The organism is Pseudoalteromonas sp. 31A1, from assembly GCF_011378815.1.
GTDB classification, from domain to species: Bacteria; Pseudomonadota; Gammaproteobacteria; order Enterobacterales; family Alteromonadaceae; genus Pseudoalteromonas; species Pseudoalteromonas arctica.
The window spans coordinates 46,285-64,914 of record NZ_WTKY01000009.1 but is presented as its reverse complement, the minus strand read 5'-3'; the positions used below and the strand labels follow the sequence as shown (position 1 = coordinate 64,914).

The 18,630-nt window shown below is 37.7% G+C and carries 17 protein-coding genes and 2 pseudogenes; 11 read left to right on the top strand and 8 right to left on the bottom strand.

The genetic code is table 11. The features are described 5' to 3' along the window. Window positions 1-68: 68 nt before the first annotated feature. The 6 genes and pseudogenes from GQR52_RS10430 (at window position 69) to GQR52_RS10405 (ending at window position 4,460) form a co-directional block, all read left to right on the top strand. A protein-coding gene (locus GQR52_RS10430) for an IS3 family transposase (RefSeq protein WP_165728381.1) occupies window positions 69-1,249 on the top strand; the annotation gives its coding sequence in 2 pieces (ribosomal slippage) (window positions 69-327 and window positions 327-1,249; 1,182 coding nt in all). 183 nt (window positions 1,250-1,432) lie between these two features. Then, window positions 1,433-1,786, top strand: coding sequence for a hypothetical protein (locus tag GQR52_RS10425; RefSeq protein WP_165728380.1), 354 nt, complete (start codon window positions 1,433-1,435; stop codon window positions 1,784-1,786). Window positions 1,787-2,628: 842 nt separating this feature from the next. Then, window positions 2,629-2,745 (top strand): annotated as a pseudogene (locus GQR52_RS20690) (helix-turn-helix domain-containing protein); the annotation flags it as partial. 250 nt (window positions 2,746-2,995) lie between these two features. Continuing rightward, a complete protein-coding gene (locus tag GQR52_RS10415; RefSeq protein ID WP_165728379.1) occupies window positions 2,996-3,340 on the top strand; it encodes a hypothetical protein in 345 nt (114 codons plus the stop codon). 383 nt (window positions 3,341-3,723) lie between these two features. Next, window positions 3,724-4,029 carry a hypothetical protein gene (locus GQR52_RS10410; protein WP_165728378.1) on the top strand — a complete coding sequence of 102 codons (306 nt, stop codon included), beginning with the start codon at window positions 3,724-3,726 and terminating at the stop codon, window positions 4,027-4,029. A gap of 80 nt (window positions 4,030-4,109) precedes the next feature. Next, entirely contained in the window at window positions 4,110-4,460 is a 351-nt protein-coding gene (locus tag GQR52_RS10405; RefSeq protein ID WP_165728377.1) for a hypothetical protein, read from the top strand. Window positions 4,461-5,286: 826 nt separating this feature from the next. Here GQR52_RS10405 and GQR52_RS10400 read toward each other — a convergent pair. Next, complete coding sequence (locus GQR52_RS10400; RefSeq protein ID WP_165728376.1) at window positions 5,287-5,622, bottom strand: hypothetical protein; 336 nt, start codon at window positions 5,620-5,622, stop codon at window positions 5,287-5,289. A gap of 269 nt (window positions 5,623-5,891) precedes the next feature. Here GQR52_RS10400 and GQR52_RS10395 point away from each other — a divergent pair. Beyond that, window positions 5,892-7,091, top strand: a pseudogene (locus GQR52_RS10395) (IS3 family transposase); the annotation flags it as partial. Window positions 7,092-7,159: 68 nt separating this feature from the next. Here GQR52_RS10395 and GQR52_RS10390 read toward each other — a convergent pair. The 6 genes from GQR52_RS10390 to GQR52_RS10365 form a co-directional block, all read right to left on the bottom strand. Next, entirely contained in the window at window positions 7,160-7,507 is a 348-nt protein-coding gene (locus tag GQR52_RS10390) for an energy transducer TonB (protein WP_165728375.1), read from the bottom strand. Window positions 7,508-7,674: 167 nt separating this feature from the next. Then, the gene (locus GQR52_RS10385) at window positions 7,675-8,334 is read right to left on the bottom strand and encodes a DsbA family oxidoreductase (protein ID WP_165728374.1); all 660 of its coding nucleotides are present in this window, start codon (window positions 8,332-8,334) and stop codon (window positions 7,675-7,677) included. Window positions 8,335-8,448: 114 nt separating this feature from the next. Then, a complete protein-coding gene (locus GQR52_RS10380) occupies window positions 8,449-9,669 on the bottom strand; it encodes a Xaa-Pro peptidase family protein (RefSeq protein ID WP_165728373.1) in 1,221 nt (406 codons plus the stop codon). Window positions 9,670-9,743: 74 nt separating this feature from the next. Next, window positions 9,744-10,355, bottom strand: a complete 612-nt coding sequence (locus GQR52_RS10375; protein ID WP_165728372.1) for a flavin reductase — start codon at window positions 10,353-10,355, stop codon at window positions 9,744-9,746. A 9-nt stretch (window positions 10,356-10,364) separates the two neighbouring features. Continuing rightward, window positions 10,365-11,093, bottom strand: coding sequence for an SDR family NAD(P)-dependent oxidoreductase (locus GQR52_RS10370; protein ID WP_165728371.1), 729 nt, complete (start codon window positions 11,091-11,093; stop codon window positions 10,365-10,367). Beyond that, complete coding sequence (locus tag GQR52_RS10365; protein WP_165728370.1) at window positions 11,090-11,488, bottom strand: DUF393 domain-containing protein; 399 nt, start codon at window positions 11,486-11,488, stop codon at window positions 11,090-11,092. The genes GQR52_RS10370 and GQR52_RS10365 overlap by 4 nt, the downstream gene beginning before the upstream one ends. Before the next feature lie 120 nt (window positions 11,489-11,608). Between GQR52_RS10365 and ppc the strand changes: the two genes are divergently transcribed. Together ppc and cdd are read left to right on the top strand one after the other, a co-directional pair. Continuing rightward, complete coding sequence (gene ppc, locus GQR52_RS10360) at window positions 11,609-14,254, top strand: phosphoenolpyruvate carboxylase (protein ID WP_165728369.1); 2,646 nt, start codon at window positions 11,609-11,611, stop codon at window positions 14,252-14,254. A 159-nt stretch (window positions 14,255-14,413) separates the two neighbouring features. After that, window positions 14,414-15,340, top strand: coding sequence for a cytidine deaminase (cdd, locus tag GQR52_RS10355; RefSeq protein WP_165728368.1), 927 nt, complete (start codon window positions 14,414-14,416; stop codon window positions 15,338-15,340). 67 nt (window positions 15,341-15,407) lie between these two features. Here the strand turns inward: cdd and udp are convergent, their stop codons facing one another. Then, window positions 15,408-16,163 (bottom strand): uridine phosphorylase, encoded by a 756-nt coding sequence (udp, locus tag GQR52_RS10350; protein ID WP_007582384.1) that lies wholly within the window; start codon window positions 16,161-16,163, stop codon window positions 15,408-15,410. Window positions 16,164-16,617: 454 nt separating this feature from the next. Here udp and GQR52_RS10345 point away from each other — a divergent pair, with 454 nt between their 5' ends. Together GQR52_RS10345 and GQR52_RS10340 are read left to right on the top strand one after the other, a co-directional pair. Beyond that, window positions 16,618-17,727, top strand: a complete 1,110-nt coding sequence (locus GQR52_RS10345) for an arginase family protein (RefSeq protein ID WP_007582386.1) — start codon at window positions 16,618-16,620, stop codon at window positions 17,725-17,727. Between the two features lie 129 nt (window positions 17,728-17,856). Further along, window positions 17,857-18,546 (top strand): transporter substrate-binding domain-containing protein, encoded by a 690-nt coding sequence (locus GQR52_RS10340; RefSeq protein WP_165728367.1) that lies wholly within the window; start codon window positions 17,857-17,859, stop codon window positions 18,544-18,546. Window positions 18,547-18,630: the final 84 nt, after the last annotated feature.

Below are 18,630 nucleotides of genomic sequence, written 5' to 3'. Positions count from 1 at the left end.
CATAGTTAATTTGGCCACCCATTAAGAAAGAAATGTTATGCTATTTGCATACAAATTTGGGTGAAAAAATGACGATATTTAAACGCGCAACGTATTCTGCGGCAATCAAATTAGAAACAGCTCAGCTTGTAGTTGATCAAGGCTACACGCAAGAAGATGCAGCTAAGGTTATGGGTGTTGGTAAATCAACTGTAAGTAAGTGGGTAACTCAATTAAAGCAAGAACGGAATGGCCAGACACCCACAGCATCATCAATGACACCCGAACAAATTGAAATTCGTGAGCTTAAAAAGCAAATCCAACGCATTGAATTAGAAAAGGATATATTAAAAAAGGCTACCGCTCTCTTGATGTCCGACTCCCTGAACAATTCTCGTTAATTGAGAAGTTAAATCAACGAGAGCGTTACCCAATTAGCGTGTTGTGTAGCGTATTCAATGTGCATCGCAGCAGCTATAAATATTGGGCCATACGGGATACAACATCGACACCAGAGCAAGTAAGGTTAGAAGCAGAAGTTAAAGTTATACATGCAATGAGTGGCGGTTCAGCTGGGGCGCGAACGATCGCGGCAATCGCAACGAATAACGATTTTGAATTAAGCCGTTATCGCGCTGCTAAGCTAATGGTTAAACTAAAACTAGAGAGCTGCCAAGTACCACAACATCAATATAAAAGGGGTGGTAATGAGCATCTTGAAATCCCAAACCTGCTTGATAGACAGTTTGATGTTGTTGAGCCAGATACCGTGTGGTGCGGTGATGTGACGTATATTTGGACAGGCAATCGCTGGGCTTATTTAGCCGTCGTTATTGATTTATTTGCTCGCAAAGTGGTTGGTTGGGCAATATCGTTGTCACCAGATACTAATTTAACGTTAAAAGCGCTTGAACTCGAGTATGAAAGCAGAGGAAAACCGTCAGGACTCATTTTCCATTCAGACCAGGGTAGTCATTATACAAGTTTGAAATATCGCCAACGTTTATGGCGCTATAAAATCAAACAAAGTATGAGTAGGCGCGGAAATTGTTGGGATAATGCGCCAATGGAGCGATTTTTTAGAAGCTTTAAGACGGAATGGGTGCCAAAAGTTGGATATGAAAACTTTAAAGACGCTAAATATAGTGTAAGTGATTATATCAACGGATATTACAATAATGTTAGACCACATCATTATAATGCTGGTTTAGCGCCGAATGAATCTGAGATTAAATACAAGGATTCTAAACCTGTGGCCAAAATTAGTTGATCACTACATAGAGTTAGTTTATACACTCACGGGGTATATTTAGATAAGCCCACAATAGGGTCATAGGGTCAGGTCTTTCTTTTTGCTTTTTAAAAATAAAGGTAAGGAGTATCGTAATAATCTAGTCCTATTTTTACTCTAAAGAAGTGTTTGGTGATAATTTATTTTGATAAGGATATTTTAATGAAAAAGATATTAATATGTTTAATGCTGTTTTTAGTAGTTACCCCTACTTATGCTAAATACATTACCGCACTTTATGGTGGGGGAGTATCTATCGAAAGAGTGTTTGTGCATGAAAGTGGTGCGGTCTCTATTTATATCAATGGTGGCATAGTCAACCTTGACCAATGTACGTCTACCTTCAGGGTATACATTCCACCCACAGCAAAGGCAAAAGATGAAATGTTATCTCTGGCTTTATTTGCTTATGCGTCAGGAAAACGCGTTGGTTTTCATGATTCAGGTTGTAGCATCACCCCATTTTGGGGAGGCACGCAAGATGTTCCTGTAGTAAACAATATGTGGGTTCATTAAAGGTTTAAGCATAGCTAGGTGAAATGATGTTACGTGTGATTTTTATATCGATTTGATTATTCTTTAGTTCTCAATTATATGTTGCTAAAGGAAGTGGCTTTATAGAACGAGTTTACATTTATAATAATAAAGTTTTATTTGCAGGTGCTGGAAGCGTATTTGCGTTTGTAATTGATAATACTACCATTACTCGGACAATGATGACTTCTAAGCGTGGCTTGAAACTTTATGTACAGGTTGGAGGGGCTCCAACTAGAGAAGCTGGTTATTGTCATACTAATGGTGCATGGAGATTATGTTTTAGCAACAGATAGTGAGTTTGGTAAGCAGTGACTATCTCAATTGTTGGTGACTCATTTAGCGAAAAAAGGTTAAGGGCTTTTTTTAGCCAAAAGCTGGATTCTTTATCATCAAATAAATTGGTTTAGGGGCGTTGTTATAAGTAGGTAAAGTGGAGCATGTTTCATCATTATTTGCACTGTAGCTTACAATAACGCTGAGATTATCTTTTACTGCTGTTGCTACATACGAAGCCCATAATGAGCAATTTACAACATTACTATCAGAAGTGTTGCAGACTCGTGTCCAGTTTTTACGCCAAGTTCCCTTTATCGTCACATCACCACTTTCATTAAAGTATGAGTTTTCAATTTTACCACTGCAATATATAGAAGCTAAGTGAGATAAAAAGGGTACAAGAATTAGTAAAGATAAAAATATTCTTTCATAAATTAACGCCCAAATTCAGATATTAAGAGCACCGCTAATGATTAAGCGGTGAGAAGAGTTCAACTGCCAGTTGGTGATACTCTGTAACGACCAAAATAATAAGAGTAGTTACCATGAGTTACAAGCAATTGATCGAAGGGCAAAGATATCAGATTGAGGCCTACTTACGCGAGGGTTTCAGCTATCGAGAGATAGGAAAAAAGCTTAAAGCGAATCACAGCACCATAAGCCTTGTTATTGTTATTGTTATTAAAAGGGACAGGTCTTTCTTTATGCCTGCCTTTTATCTGATCGGTAAGGCATTGTCCCCTTTAGTGTTGTGTAGTGGCCACCAAAGTTAGTGGTACACAATTAGTAATAGAGTTAGTTTATGTACTCACGGGGTATATTTAGATAAGCCCACATATCAATTAAGAATAAATTTTATAAAAGGAATAAAAAGGTTTAATATACGTCTTTGTTTTTAATTTAAGGATGATTATGAATAAATATTTAATTTTAAGTGCTATGCTTTTTTCTTCTTTTGTCAATGCAAGTGGCGGGACTGGCTCAGGCGTTATTACATCAATGTATGTTAACAATGGCTGGACTATGGTTCATGTTCCTGATTTGATAAGTACTGAAATGGGGTCAAAAAACAACCCTGATAGTTGTGCTAGTAACTATTATTTTGCGATTATGCCTACAGATCAAAATTACTCAACAATTCATGCCACGTTGATGGCTGCTCAGATGGCTGGCAAGAAAGTTAAATTTTGGGTCAATGGGTGTAAAGGCCAGAATAACTCTTATCCGCATATTGTCAGTGTTTGGATTATTTCGTAGGTTTATTAACTTGATTAATGGACTTCCCATAATTATGTATTGGAGTCCTCAGTTTTATTTTTACGTTTTGTCATTTAACACCTCAATAAGAAGAATAAGGTCATAGGGTCAGGTCTTTCTATTTGTCTTTTATGATTATCATTAATGGAAAATATGTTTGGTCTTAGATAACTGTACTAGTTTTTAGTTATAAAAAGATATCCACGCCACCCACCCTGTATTTTAAATTTTTTTGTGTTACCAGCTAAATATTTTAGCTAAGTTTACCTATTTATTACCTGTGTTTGATAAGGTTTTAAGTTAATATAATTTAATAAACAGGTAGTTGTGAGAGTAGTAATATACACCATAACTAAAAATTTTAATAAGCCAAGGTAGGGTTCATGAAAGTATTATTTTTTACTATAGTTGTGTTTTTTAGTAGCAAAGTGCTCTCTTTAGAGTTTTTGACAGGTCAAGTAGTAACACTAGAGGCAAGCTATATGCCAGATGTTATTAAGTTTAAGTTGGATGTCGGAAGCACTACATGCCCAGAAGGAGGATGGCTTACTTGGCAAAATAATACTGAAAACAATGAGGCAGTCTATTCAATGTTAATGACGAGCCTAGTTGCTGGTAAAAATATTAGATTTTACATAAATGACAATGACACTAGTTGTACTGGAAAGTATATACATATTCTAAATTGATGGTACAGCAAGTCGAAATGGGCTTGTCTAAGTTCTAAGTTAGTTAAAGGGATATTTTTTATTTAATACGAAGACTGATTATGCTTTTTTACATAAAATGGTACTTCTTTTTTGTTGTATTTTTACTTTCGGCTAAAATTTTAGCGGGAGAGGTTCAAAATGGTGAAATTCAAAGGGTAATGGTAGACACTTCTCTTGGCAATAAAATTTTCTTAGTTATAGATTCTAATGATACATCCAAAGCAAGTTGTCACAAAAACTCCAAATGGAGTTACGTATTTCCTTTAACTGAAGAACCTTCTAACACGACGTTGGCTAACTTTATACTAACAGCTCATGTAACTAAAGCTAAATTAATGGCGATAGGCACTGGCGAGCGCTCGAGTTTTAACGAGTTGGAGACGCTTAAGCGAATTGAAATATTAAGATGATTTTTAGTAACAAATGGAGGTTGAAGATATTTAATTCGCTAGCTGTAACTGGTTCGTCGTTTCGAGTTTAATTCATATTTATATCAAGATAGTATAAGAGGCTGCATATTGCAGCCTTTATTGTTTTACCTAATTCACTAAACGTCTTGCTTGGCTTCTTCTTCACTAATTTGTTTTAGTGTTTGAATAAGCATGAAACTAATGGGATTAGGTTTTTCTTTATGGCCTTTTGTGATTATGATGAGGAAAAGCAAGACCAGACCTTGGCGAGTGTTATTCCTGAAGTACACTCGCCAGAGTAGAGTAAAAGGCGCACAATTTTCTAAACTCTTGATGACTCAGTCATTATCAATAAAGTCGATTTAGGCACTCCTGGCGTATATTCAGATAAATCCATTGTGGCTGTAAATATTAAGCTTATCGCGCTAAATAAAAGAGCAAAGTCCATCCTTATTTTAAAGCAATGCGAAGACTTTAGTTTTATTTTAGGTTGACACAGTACTCTGAAAAAGTTCCGTCTTATATACACGATACCGATAAGTGTGTTGAACAGATTAAAGTCAAGTATCAACTTGAAAATGAGCAATTTTTAAATAGTAAGTTAAATGACTTTAAAACATTGATATTTATTGTTTTTACATCAAACCTAGCCTACGTTAAATAAAAATAAGCATCACGACTTTATAGTTTACTCATAAATGAAGAAGTAGATAATACATTGCACCTCGAAATAAAATATAATGTGAAAGCTCATGCTTTATATTATAAATTAAACTTTATGATATATTTTATGAAATTAGTTTAATATTTAGACCACTTTATTAAATTAATATAATGCGATCCTTCTAATTACAGCATGGTTATTAAAGCAGTAATCATCATAAATTTGAACTTCTACGTTTATGTTTGTAGCTTTTGCCATTAGTAATATAGAAAGCACTTGGTTTATATCGCTACGAGCAGGGTCAACAACTAAAATATTATAGTTAGTTTTAGGTGCGTCACATTCTTTTGGGTTTAGTGGTAGCTTATTAACGAAAAAGTAGACTTCTCCATTAGAGTAGCCGGCCATAACTTTTGTTACTTTTAAATTCGACTGGGTAACTTGCCCTGCTGCTAAAGGTAACGATATTAGCGCTAGTAGTAAAATTATTATTCTCATTGTAAAAATTTAAATTAGTAATTAATGAACTTATTATATTATTACTTGCTCCATTATGTCTATTTATAAAGTGGTTAAAGGTATAGTAGAGGTTTATAGTTTTCACTGCTGAAATCTTGCCATAATTAGTAAATGTTACAAATATCAGTTAAGAATATATTTTATAAAAGGAAATTAAAGTAATTTAAAATATGTACAATTTAATTTTTATTTAAGGACGATCATGTATGTCTTGTCCTGAAATAGGTTTACATATTTAGGCTTATTTTGTGAAAACCACTAAAACTAAAGACGTTAAGCGTACTCAATGCGATTATACATTAGGCTTTAAATTATCCATTGTTGAGCAAGTAGAAAAAGGCGACGTCACGTATAAACAAGCGCAAAGTCATTACGGCATTCAAGGTCGTAGCACCGTTCTGGTATGGCTGCGAAAATAGGGTAAATTAGATTGGTCTAAACCAACTTATATAGCCAATATGCCTAAATCGAAAGAAACCCCTGCACAAAAAATTAAACGTTAGAGCGTGAGATAGAAAACTTACGGCTAAAGGATTTAATCAAAGGTGAAATGATTAATATAATGGATGAAGAATATGGAGCGGGCTTGCGAAAAAAAGTACATATCCGAGCCATCACGCGCGCAAAAGAAAAACAGCAAGTAAAGCTTACTCCGTTATGCCGTGCATATGGCATAACGCGAGAAGGTTACTATCAAGCTATGCGCAGGATAGATGCTTGGAATAAAGCGTTGGAGCCAGTCATGGAATTGGTGATGTATTGGAGGCAATTCATACCTCGTATTGGTGGGAAGAAACTTTATCTGATGATAAAGCCAGAACTGCAAGAGCGTGATATTAAACTAGGCCGTGATTGTTTTTTTTTGACTATTTGAGAGAGCATGACTTTCTTGTAAAACCAAGGAAAAATTACACTAAAACAACAAACAGTAACCATTGGATGCGCAAGCATCCCAATTTACTAAAAGAGCACAAGCCCAATGCGGCCGAGGAAGTCTTCGTTAGTGATATTACGTATGTAAAGTCAGCGCAAGACGTGCATTATCTGTCGTTAGTCACTGATGCTTATAGTCGAAAAATAATGGGTTATGAGCTTAGTGATGAAATGAAACCAACCGATGTAGTCAAAGCGTTAAAGATGACGATTAAGCAACGCGTATATAAACGTGATGCGATTTATCATTCAGATAGAGGTTTACAATATTGCTCTGAAGTATATCAAGATGCGCTATTAAAAGAAGGAATTAGACCATCGATGATCGATATGACTGTTATCAAAACGCATTAGCTGGGCGTATTAACGGGATATTAAAACAAGAGTTTCTTCTGTATAAATGTCGCAATATGGTAGAGTTAAAACAGCTCGTTGAAGAATCGATATTTATATACAATGAAATGCAACCGCACTTAAGTTTGGATATGAAAACACCAAATCAAGTGCATAAAAAAGACCTGGCGCTTTCGCACCAAGTCTTTCATTTAAACCGTCAACCTATTTCAGGACGGGATATTAGTTATTATTTTTCTAAATTAAAATCTATAGTCATTTCTAAGTCTTCATCAACTACCGCAATACCATTAACTACTTTAGGTGCGTAACGCCATTTAGAAAGAGAGCGAATCGCTGCTTTATCAAAAATTTTCACAGGCTCAGCTTTAATCACTTTAATATTAACTGGCTTACCAGATGCATTTACATCAAAAGACATTGTCACACTACCTTCAATTTTTTCACGGACACTTTTAATTGAATACTCCGGAGGGCTGGGCATTGTTAGCGTAGATTTAGGGCTATCAGGTAGAGGTGTTGTCGAACATGCGGTTAAAAGAAACAGTGAAGTTAATGTTGTAATTATATATTTCATTATAAATCCCTTTATAGGTATTGTTATCGATTAGTTAGATTTAGTTTCTATAATGACACCAAAAGAGATTTAAGGTGAATAATAAATTTGTATTGTTTTTGAACTGATGAATATATAAGAAAGGCTGCAATGTGCAGCCTTTCTTAATTTTAAACTTTATTTGTATATTAAGCGTCTTGCTTGGCTTCTTCTTCACTAATTTGTTTTAGTGCTTGAATGAATGAGTCGCTTGGTTGTCCGCCAGTAAGTGCATATTTATCGTTTATGATAAATGTAGGTACTGACGTAATACCCATTTGTTTAAAGTTGTCTTGCTCTTGGCGTACGTCTTGTACGTATTTGCCTGAATGCAGAATACCGCGCGCAGTTTCTTTATCAAGACCTACTTTTTCAACAACGTCGAGCAGTGCTTCTTCTTGATTTAGGTATTTTAAATCGGTGAAGTGCGCTTCAAAAAAGGCGAGTTTTAACTCGGTTTGCTTACCTTCTTCACGTGCCCACATTAATAAACGATGCAAATCAAAGCTGTTGATCATGATACGTTTGCCATCAAAATTAAAGGTAAACCCTGCACGTTGACCTGCTTCGAACATGTTTTTACGATTTTCGTCGCCTTGTTCTTCACTTAGGTTGTACTTTTGCATTAAGTGTTCGTTTAAGTCTTGACCTTCAATTGGCATATCTGGGTTTAGTTCAAAAGGATGCCACGTAATATCTGCGCTCATCTCGTCTTTAAGTTGGTCTAGTGCAGTTTCTAGGTTTTTATAACCCACTACACACCAAGGGCACATTACGTCTGAAACGATATCAATTTTAAAGTTTTTCATATTTATCCTTTTGAGGATTGCTTCGGTATAACAGGGGATATTGGGATGAACTGCACTTTATCAATACCAAACTAAAAAGAGCAACTAAACAGCTGCTCTTGAAGGAATTCAGTTTTAAGCGTTAAGCCCAAATGGGTCGTCAATACTATAACTTGGTTGTGTAAACCAATGAGGGCCGTTGTCGGTCATGTAAAAATGATCTTCTAAACGTACGCCAAATTCATCGGGTATGACTAACATTGGCTCGTTACTAAAGCACATACCAGGGGCAAGTGGGGTTTTATCACCGCCAACTAAGTATGGCCATTCGTGAATGTCTAGCCCAATACCATGGCCCGTTCTATGTGGGCAACCCGGTGTTTGATACTGCGGGCCTAGCCCTTGCGCTGCTAAATAGTTACGTGCGCCAGCGTCTACGTCTTCGCAGGTAGCACCAATTTTAGCTGCATTAAACGCCGCCATTTGCGCTGCTTTTTCGTGATCCCAAAACATGCGTTGGCGCATGGTTGGTTCGCCAAATACATAGGTACGGGTAATATCAGATAGGTAATCGTGCACTTTACAGCCGGTATCAATTAATACCATATCGCCTTTTTTAAGCACTTGAGCGTCTTTAACACCATGCGGGAAAGACGTTGCAACACCAAACAATACAATACAAAAATAGTTACCAGGTGCGCCTACTTTTTGGTGTGCTTGCTTTATAAAAGCTTCTACTTCGGTGGTGGTTACTCCCTCATATAGCATGCTTGCTGTGGCTTGATGCACGGCTAAGGTCATATCCATAGCGCGCTGCATTAAGCTAAGCTCGTGAACTGATTTATGCATACGACAATGCGCAGTGACAGGTTGTGCGTTTATGAGTGTTAAACCCGTTTGCGCTTTATTAATACCGTCGAATATAAAAAATTGTGCGCTTTCATCAATGCCAATAGTTGCGTTTTCATTAATGTTTAGTTTTTTTAGCACTTCTACAAAAAGTGCATAAGGGTTTTCGTGCTCTTGCCACCCATGAATAGGCCCATCTATTACTTTAAACCCGTTTAATGAGCCAATCTCAAAGTACGGTGCTATATATTGAACGTCACCAAGGGCGGGTAATATTGCGCCAACCATGCGTTCGCTCGCGTACCATTTCATGCCTGTAAAGTAGGTTAGGTTGGTGCCAGCGTTTAAATAAATTGCATCTATGTTGTTTGCAAGCATATAAGCTTGCGCCTTGGCTATGCGCTCTAAATGTTCGTCAGCAGCAATAGGGGTTAGCGTTTGCGTCATATTACTTAGGCTTGCCAGCGCTTGCTCGCTTGATTGTGTACCTATACCTATGGTGGTCATGTTTTTCTCCTTGGGTTTTTAGGCATTGTGCGCAATGTGAAAAGGGAATTCAATTTTATGAGATAACATGCACGCTAAGGTTTTTTTGCATAAGGCAGGCGCATTAATTTATTACTTGTGTGGTAGCTATCAAGCCCGGTTACTGCCACTGTTTCTATTGCTTGTAAATCTAGGAAGCCATCGCTTTGTAGTGCTGCTTTATCTACATATACATCCATAATTTCGCCGATAACAAGTTCAGTACCATTGATGGCTAAATGTTGGTTTTCTACAAATTTAACCGAGTACTTTAAACGGCTTTCTTGTACAAAAGGCGCTGCAAAGTCGTTTAAGTACTCAGGTGTTAAGCCTGTAGCGTCAAACTCAGACTCGTCTTTATCGTAACGGGCTGAGGTTTGATGAGCTTGCTTATAAATTGACTTATTCACTTGGTTTATGGTGTAAGTGCCCGTTTGTAAAATATTTTCAAACGTATGACGCGGCACACTGTGAGGGCGCATTATCATTGCGACTAACGGTGGATTTGCACCTAAGTGAATAACGGAGCTGACAATAGATAGATTGGTATTGCCAAGTAAGTCTTGCGTACCAATTAAATTAGCGCTTTTAAAACCCGAAAGAGAATTAATTAAATGAGTACGGGTATGTTTTTCAAGTGCGTCTATTTGCGCTTTAGTAAAATGCATTAAAAGTCCTTACCACGGTATTGTAGAGCCTTGCCAATCTAAATAAGCAGGTTCACCGTTTAGTTTTAAATCAGGGTTGTTGTTTGTTAATTCAAAAAGTTGCTTAGCTACAAATTCAGGTGTAAATAATTTACCTGCAGGTACGTTTTTTTGAAAAGGCTTAGAGAGTTCTGTATCGGTGGTGCCTGGATGAAACAAAATGAGTTTGGTGTTTTTAGCACGACGGGCAAGTTCAATAGACGCCGTTTTAAATAGCATGTTAAGCGCGGCTTTAGATGCGCGGTAAGTATACCAACCACCCAACTTGTTATCGTTTATGCTACCTACGCGTGCACTTAGTGCTGTAATTGTGCACTGGGTTTTGTGGGTTAACAGCGGCAATATACTTTGCAAGCAGAGCAATGGGGTGAGTGTATTAGCGCTAAGTAATTCATTAAAATAATCAGCATTTAAGTCCTCTAATTTTTTTTCTGGCATGTGCTGAGCGTTATGAAGTTTACCATTGAATATAATAACTTGGTGTAAATCGGCTTTAGCATCTTTTAAAATTTGGGTAAAAATTGATAAGCTTTTAGCGCTGTAGTTGGTTTTAAAGTGTTCAATATTTGTTGAGGCACTATTACTGTTTTCACTTGAGCTTACACACAGTACTTTAAATTGCGATGCATGGTTATTTAAGTGCTCAACATACGCTTTTGCAATTGCACTACTAGCGCCAAATAAAACAATAGTTTTCATCTTCTACCCTTAGTTTTTAAATTGCATTGCCCATTAGAACACGTTGTGTTTGGCATTAAAATTTTGCTGAGGGAGTGTCTGTATTTTGCAAATAACAAATATCCGCAGTCAGCGAAAAAGCGAATTATTGGCAAGCGAAAAATTTTCAACCAGCTGTGTTTACCCACTATTTTCCATGCTTCGTAAGTTACATCAAGCCCGTAAACCATTTCACCTGATTGCTTTTGAGCTTGTAGGTAGTTCATTGCTTTTTCTTTATCAATATATGAATAGCGCTCACTAAAGTCGGTGGCGTTAAGATCTTCAAGCACAATTTTATTTTCAGTATCAAACTGTTTTAGTTGCTGCATTTCGGTGCTACAAAGAGGGCAGTTACCATCGTAAAAAATGATCATGTGAATGCTTTGTGATTATTTTATATATAATTTTTTACGACAAGACATTGCAAATGGATCTATTAAATATCTCTTCATGATGATATTAATAGTGTCCTACGAAAAAATGGAGACTGATAAATGAGTGAACAATACGCCGCCTTGCGAGGTAATGTAAATTTACTAGGGCAACTACTAGGACAAACAATTAAAGATGCCCAAGGTCAAGCGATTTTAGATAAAGTGGAAGAAATTCGTGCATTATCAAAATCATCTCGCAGTGGTAACGAAGACGACAGACAAGCGTTAATAGATATTTTACATGCGCTTAGTGATGAAGAGCTTTTACCGGTTGCCCGTTCATTTAATCATTTTTTAAACCTTGCTAATGTAGCAGAGCAATTTCATACCGTTTCGCGTTTTAACGACGTTGGCCTTGGTCAACAAAACCCTCTCACTCAAACATTAAAAACGTTAGCTACAAAAGCAGAACAAGGCCAGTTAGACAGTAATCATTTGGCCGAAACACTCTCAAAACTCCACATAAACTTAGTACTGACCGCTCACCCAACCGAGGTTACGCGCCGTACTATTATTAACAAACACGTTGAACTAAGTGATTGCTTAGCGTCATTAGAGCGAAAAGATAACTTAGTGCAAGAGCGAGACAATATTTTAAATCGTATTGAACAGCTGATTAGCCAAGCTTGGCATACCGACGATATTCGTCGTTCTCGCCCAACGCCTGTAGATGAAGCTAAATGGGGCTATGCGGTAATCGAAAACAGCCTGTGGCACGCCGTTCCGCGCTTTTTACGTGAATTTTCAGCCAATGTTAAAGATCAGCTCAGCTTAGAGTTACCAATAGATTACAGCCCAATTGAGTTTACGTCTTGGATGGGAGGAGATCGTGATGGTAATCCGTTTGTAACTTCGCAGGTTACAACAGAGGTACTTGATCATGGTCGTTGGATGGCACTTAATTTATACATTCAAGATTTAAAAACATTATGTGCTGAACTATCAATGTCAGATGCCAGTGATGAGCTTATTGAGCTTGCAGGGCAAGAGTTTGAACCTTACAGAGCAGTAATTAAAAAGCTTAAAAATCAAGTTGCAGAAACAGTAGCGCACTTAGGTGCTAAAATTAAAAATAAGCGTAGTGATTCACAAGACTTAATTACTAATATTAATCAGCTTAAGCACCCAGTAGAAGTATGCTACCGCTCATTATTAAAGTGTAATATGAAAGTAGTTGCCGATGGCCTATTGCTTGATTTATTGCACCGTATTAATAGCTTTGGTTTGCGTTTAGCTAAACTTGATGTACGCCAAGATTCGTCTCGCCACGGCGATGTGTTTTCTGAGCTGACTCGTTATTTAGGCTTAGGCGACTACAACCAATGGCAAGAGCAAGACAAACAAGCATTTTTACTTGCAGAGCTTAACTCACGCAGACCGCTTATTCCAAAACATTGGCAACCAAGCCCTGATGTACAAGAAGTACTTGATACCTTTGATGTAATTGCCAAGCAAGACGAAGCAACATTTGGTTTGTATATTATTTCGATGGCACGAACAGCGTCAGACATTTTAGCAGTACAACTATTGCTAAAAGAAAGCGGCTGTAGCTTTGATTTACCAGTAGCACCGTTGTTTGAAACACTCGACGATTTAAACGCAGGCAGTGATGTAATTACCACATTGCTTGATAATGTTTGGTATCGCGGGCACATTAAAAACACGCAAAATGTGATGATTGGTTACTCTGATTCTGCCAAAGATGCTGGCATGATGGCAGCAGGTTGGGCGCAATACGAAGCAATGGATAAGCTAGTACAGCTTGCTGATGCACGTGGTATTGAGCTTGTTTTATTCCACGGACGTGGTGGTACAGTAGGACGTGGTGGTGCACCCGCTGCACAAGCGCTGCATTCACAACCGCCTGGCTCATTAAAAGGTGGCTTGCGTGTAACCGAGCAAGGCGAGATGATTCGCTTTAAATTTGGTTTACCCGATGTAGCACTGCAAAGCTTAAATATTTACGCTGGCGCAGTTCTGCAAAGTAACTTATTACCGCCGCCGGAGCCAAAACCGCAGTGGCGCGAAGTAATGAAGCTAATAAGTGAGGAGTCATGTGAGCATTACCGTAATGTAGTTCGCCATGATGAAAACTTTGTACCTTACTTTAGAATGGCAACACCTGAGCTTGAACTGTCTAAGTTACCGCTTGGCTCGCGTCCTGCAAAACGTAATCCTAATGGTGGCGTTGAAAGTCTACGTGCTATTCCATGGATTTTTGCGTGGAGCCAAAACCGTTTAATGCTTCCTGCATGGCTAGGTGCGTTAACAGGCTTAAAAGCTGCGCTTAATAAGTACGGCGCAGAAACCCTAAACGAAATGAGCTTACAGTGGCCGTTTTTTAGATCGCGCCTAGAAATGCTAGAAATGGTATTTAGTAAAGCCGATTGTTGGTTGAGTGAGCATTATGATAATGCGCTGGTGGAAGATATGTACAAACCACTGGGTGTAACACTTCGTAAAGAGCTTCAAGAAGCCATTAGCTTGGTACAATCACTTAGCCCGCAAAAAAGCCTACTAGCCGAACAACCTTGGATTAAGGAGTCGATTAGTTTACGTAACCCGTACACCGATCCACTTAACTTACTACAGGTTGAGCTTTTACGTCGTGCTCGCTCAGAGGAAAAACGCAACGAAGGTGACATTGATAATGCATTAATGATCACGATGACAGGTATTGCAGCAGGTATGCGTAATACCGGCTAACATGTTATTTTGTTAGGTATACCAATTAATTATTTTGTTGGGTATATCAGTTAAAATTAAAGGGAGCACGCGATGTGCTCCCTTTTTTGCGTTTAATAACCTAGCAATTAGCGGCTTAACCTTTTAAACTACTTAGCCATTGAATAATTAAAAAATGTTATGGCTTCAGCAACTTTTACTGTACAGCAAGATACAGCACTTACAAATTCTCACATCACATTAAACTTAGCGCAAACAGCGTCATTACGTAGTCAATTAAAATCACAACATGGCATATTAAATTCTAATAATATTAAAGCGTTATGCGCACAACTCAATGTGTCTGATGATGCATTATTACAAGGTTTAGTACCTTTGGCTTCTGAGTATGCTGTTGCGCCGATATCAGATTTTCATGTAGGCGCAATTGTTAAAGCACTTGATGAAAACGATGAGGTAAACTTTTACTTTGGTGCAAATGTAGAGTTTGATCATCAAGCATTGAGTTTAGTGGTTCATGCAGAGCAATCGGCTATAAATAACGCATGGTTAAACGGCGCTAAAAAAATAGTTAAAATAGCGATTAGCGATGCACCGTGTGGGTATTGTCGTCAGTTTATGAACGAACTCGCTGATGCGAAAGAGTTTGATATTTTATTGCCAGAGCAACACTTTAAATTGGCAGAATTACTGCCGCACTCGTTTGGGCCGACTGATTTAGGTAACGCGTTTAGCTTGTTTAATCCAGAGCCTCACCAGCAAGTATTTGCAAATGCTCAACTAGATGAAAAGCTAGCAAGTACAGCATTAAACGCATACGTACCCTATAGTAAAAACTTTAGTGCAGTAAAAATTAGTACATTTGAAAATGGTGATTTTTACGGAAGTTACGCAGAAAACGCAGCGTACAGCCCAAGCTTGTCGCCACTGCAAAGTGCGCTTAGCCAATTATTTATCGCAGGGCTTAGCTTTAACGAAAGTACAGTAAAATCAATTACACTTTTAGAAACCGCAGGCCATGAAAACCAAGCGGGTGTAGCACGTGCTGTACTTGCAAGTTTTAAAAACCTACCGGCAATAGAAGTAATTAGTGCGCAGCTAAAATAACCTTTCAAAAACAATAAAGCACAGCCAAAGCTGTGCTTCATAATGTTACTAATTAATAGAACCCGTATTAATCAAGCAATACTTTAGCCGCTTCTAATACTACCGCTACAGATTTACGCTCAATTTCACCATGGTCAACATTTGGTATTTCTTGTCGAGTACGATTAACAAGTACGCCGGCAACACATGCTGCTTGTAAACCAAGGGCTGCACACATAGTAAATAATGTTGCTGATTCCATTTCGTAGTTCATCACGCCCAGTTTTTGCCACTCTTCGCAGCTACCTTGTAGTGATTTAGGAACGTAACCAGAATGCGTATCGTAACGCTCTTGTCCTGGATAAAATGTATCGCTTGATGCAGTAATACCAATATGAAAATCGATATTTAAGTTTTTACATGCTTGTACCATAGCTTGTGTTGCATAAAAGTCAGACACAGCAGGGTAGCTAAGAGGAGCAAAATGCTGGCTTGCACCGTCTAAACGTACAGATGCTTGGCTAATTAAAATTTCGCCTTCGTTGATATGTGGCTGAATCGCACCTGTTGTACCAATACGTAAAAATTTACGCACGCCAAGTTGTGCTAATTCTTCTACTGCAATCGACGTAGATGGACCACCAATACCCGTAGAACAAACAACCACCGAATGGCCGTTTAGTTGACCTAAGTAAACATGAAACTCACGAGTTTGAGCAAGGCAGGTTGGGTTGTCTAGGAATTGTGAAATGCGTGCAGCACGATCTGGATCGCCCGGTACAATCGCAAGTTTTGCACCTTTAAGATCGTCAATACATAGTCCTAAGTGAAATACCTTTTCCATAGCTAAGCCTTTTTATAATAAATTGTGTCAATCTAGCATCATTGCTAGAAACGTTTATCAAGTACAGGACGATTGTCCGTTTTATCTTAACTCCTCCAATTAAGTCTTAATAATTTTAAGAACTAATTTGATTTATTCATCAACTATGAATATTCAATCAAGTGCTTATACAAGTAGCTTTGTTGTGCTGTTGACATGTTCAAGCAGACGTAATAAGTATCAACCAAGCGCGTAACTACAATTAAATAGTTTATGGTAAATATTCATTAATATTAAATTAATTCAATGGCTTAAATTTGTATTAAGCACGTAAAAGATAACGTGTTTATTTATATTAGGCACAGACTTATTTAGCAAAGTGGAATTTATTTGAAGTTTAGGCACTTTTGGTGATTTTGCATAACTAATCAAAAGTAATTAGCTACGTACAGAATAAAAATCGAAGGAGTTTATTATGAGCACACAATTTGAAGCATTTAAAAACAAAGTTGAGCACTGTTTGTGCGCACCTGGTGATGGCGTATACACAGTAAATACTGCAAAGGAGCGCAAAGCCGCACTGCGTAATAAACTTTATGGACAAACTGAAAACGTTGATAATTTGTGGCGCGAGTCTTTAAATGAATTACCAAATTCTCCACATAAAGCCGTTATGTTAGGTATTAGCTCAGACTGTGGCGGTGGTATTTTACGCGGTGCAAACTGGGGGCCACTGTTTGTGCGCTCAGCTTTAATTGATCAGCAACCGCAGTGTCACTCGTTTGATTTAGGCGATGTACGTGTAATCCCACATTTACTTCATGATAAATACCTAAATGATGCAACCATTTCTAATTGCCAAAAAGCCCTATACGGTAATGAAGATAACGACTACTACGTAAGCCCATTATCAATCACTGAGGATGTATGCGACAGTTTTTACGCAACATTTAAAGATAAAGGTATATTTGGTATTGGTGGCGATCACTCAATAAGTTACCCACTTACCAAAGCGTACTTAAAAGCAAAACGTGAGCAAGGTAAGCGTACCGCTATTATTCACTTTGACGCGCATACAGATTTACTTGTTGAGCGCCTAGGCATAGATTTATGTTTTGGCTCGTGGTGTACACATATTTTAGAATTTTTACCAGCACCACATCATTTAATACAATTTGGTATACGCTCAAGTGGCAAGCCTAAAGCGCACTGGGAAAGTACCTTTGGCGTTAAGCAACATTGGGCACATGAAATCATTGAGCGCGGCGCAGCAGCGGTTGCTGCCGACGCTATTGCACAATTAAAAGCTGATAACGTTGATGAAGTATACGTAAGCTTTGATATTGATGCGCTTGATGCAGAGTTTGCATCTGCCACAGGCACGCCAGAACATAATGGTTTAACACCACAGCATGCGCTTGATATTTTATCAGCCATTGCGGATGAGTTTCCGATTACGGGTGCTGATATGATGGAAATAGCGCCATTTACCGACAGCTCTTTAGTTGGCCAATCAAGCTCTGAAACGACACTTAGAGAAGGCGCTAAAATTTCAGCCTTTTTAATTAGTGCGATGAACAAGTAAGCTGTATGAGCTATAAATACTAGCACTATCAGCGTATAAGTGTGCATTACATGACTAAAAACTAGCAGTTCATAAAGCCTCAGCTATATTTATTAAATACTTATAATGAGTTAGTTGAGGCCTTGCTAAATGAAATTATTGATCTTTTTATTGTTCATTAGCTGTATTAAAGTTGATGCAACTGAAATCACAATAGTAACGGAAGTATTTCCGGATTTTCAGTATCTCAATGAAGATAATAAACTCGTTGGCCGCTCTGTCGATAAAGTTCATAAAGCGCTAGAAGGCACTGGTATAAAATACACTATGTTGGCGCATAGTTGGGCCATATCTTACAATGCAGCGCTACGCGATAAAAACACCTGTATATTTTCAATTGTTCGATTACCTAATAGAGAAAGTAAGTTTAACTGGGTAGGTGAACTGGAAAGCTTTGATTCAGCCATTTATGGTCTAAAGTCCAGAGGTATAAAGTTAAATACTCTCAATGATGCTAAAAAATATAAAATAGCAGTACTGCGTGATAACTTTAGTCATCACTATTTGCTTGAAAGGGGCTTTAGTGAGAACAAGCATTTATTACTCATCGATAGCCTAGATAAAATAGATAAACTTATAAGCACTCGTCACGATATTCTTGATTTTGTTGTTCTTAGCAAAAAGCAATTTAGCTATCGAATAAAAACTGAGCCTAGGCTTGAGCTACTCGAGCCATTACTAAATCTAAATACAGCTCAATCTCCATTATTTTTTGCTTGTAATATAAATATGGAACCGGCCTTAGTTGTTCAATTAAAAGTCGCCTTTAAAGGCAATTAAACAGTTTAAAAAACAGTTTAATCAATGTAACCTCATGAAATTAAATTACTTTAATATATTTTATAAATATAAATTGCCGCATTT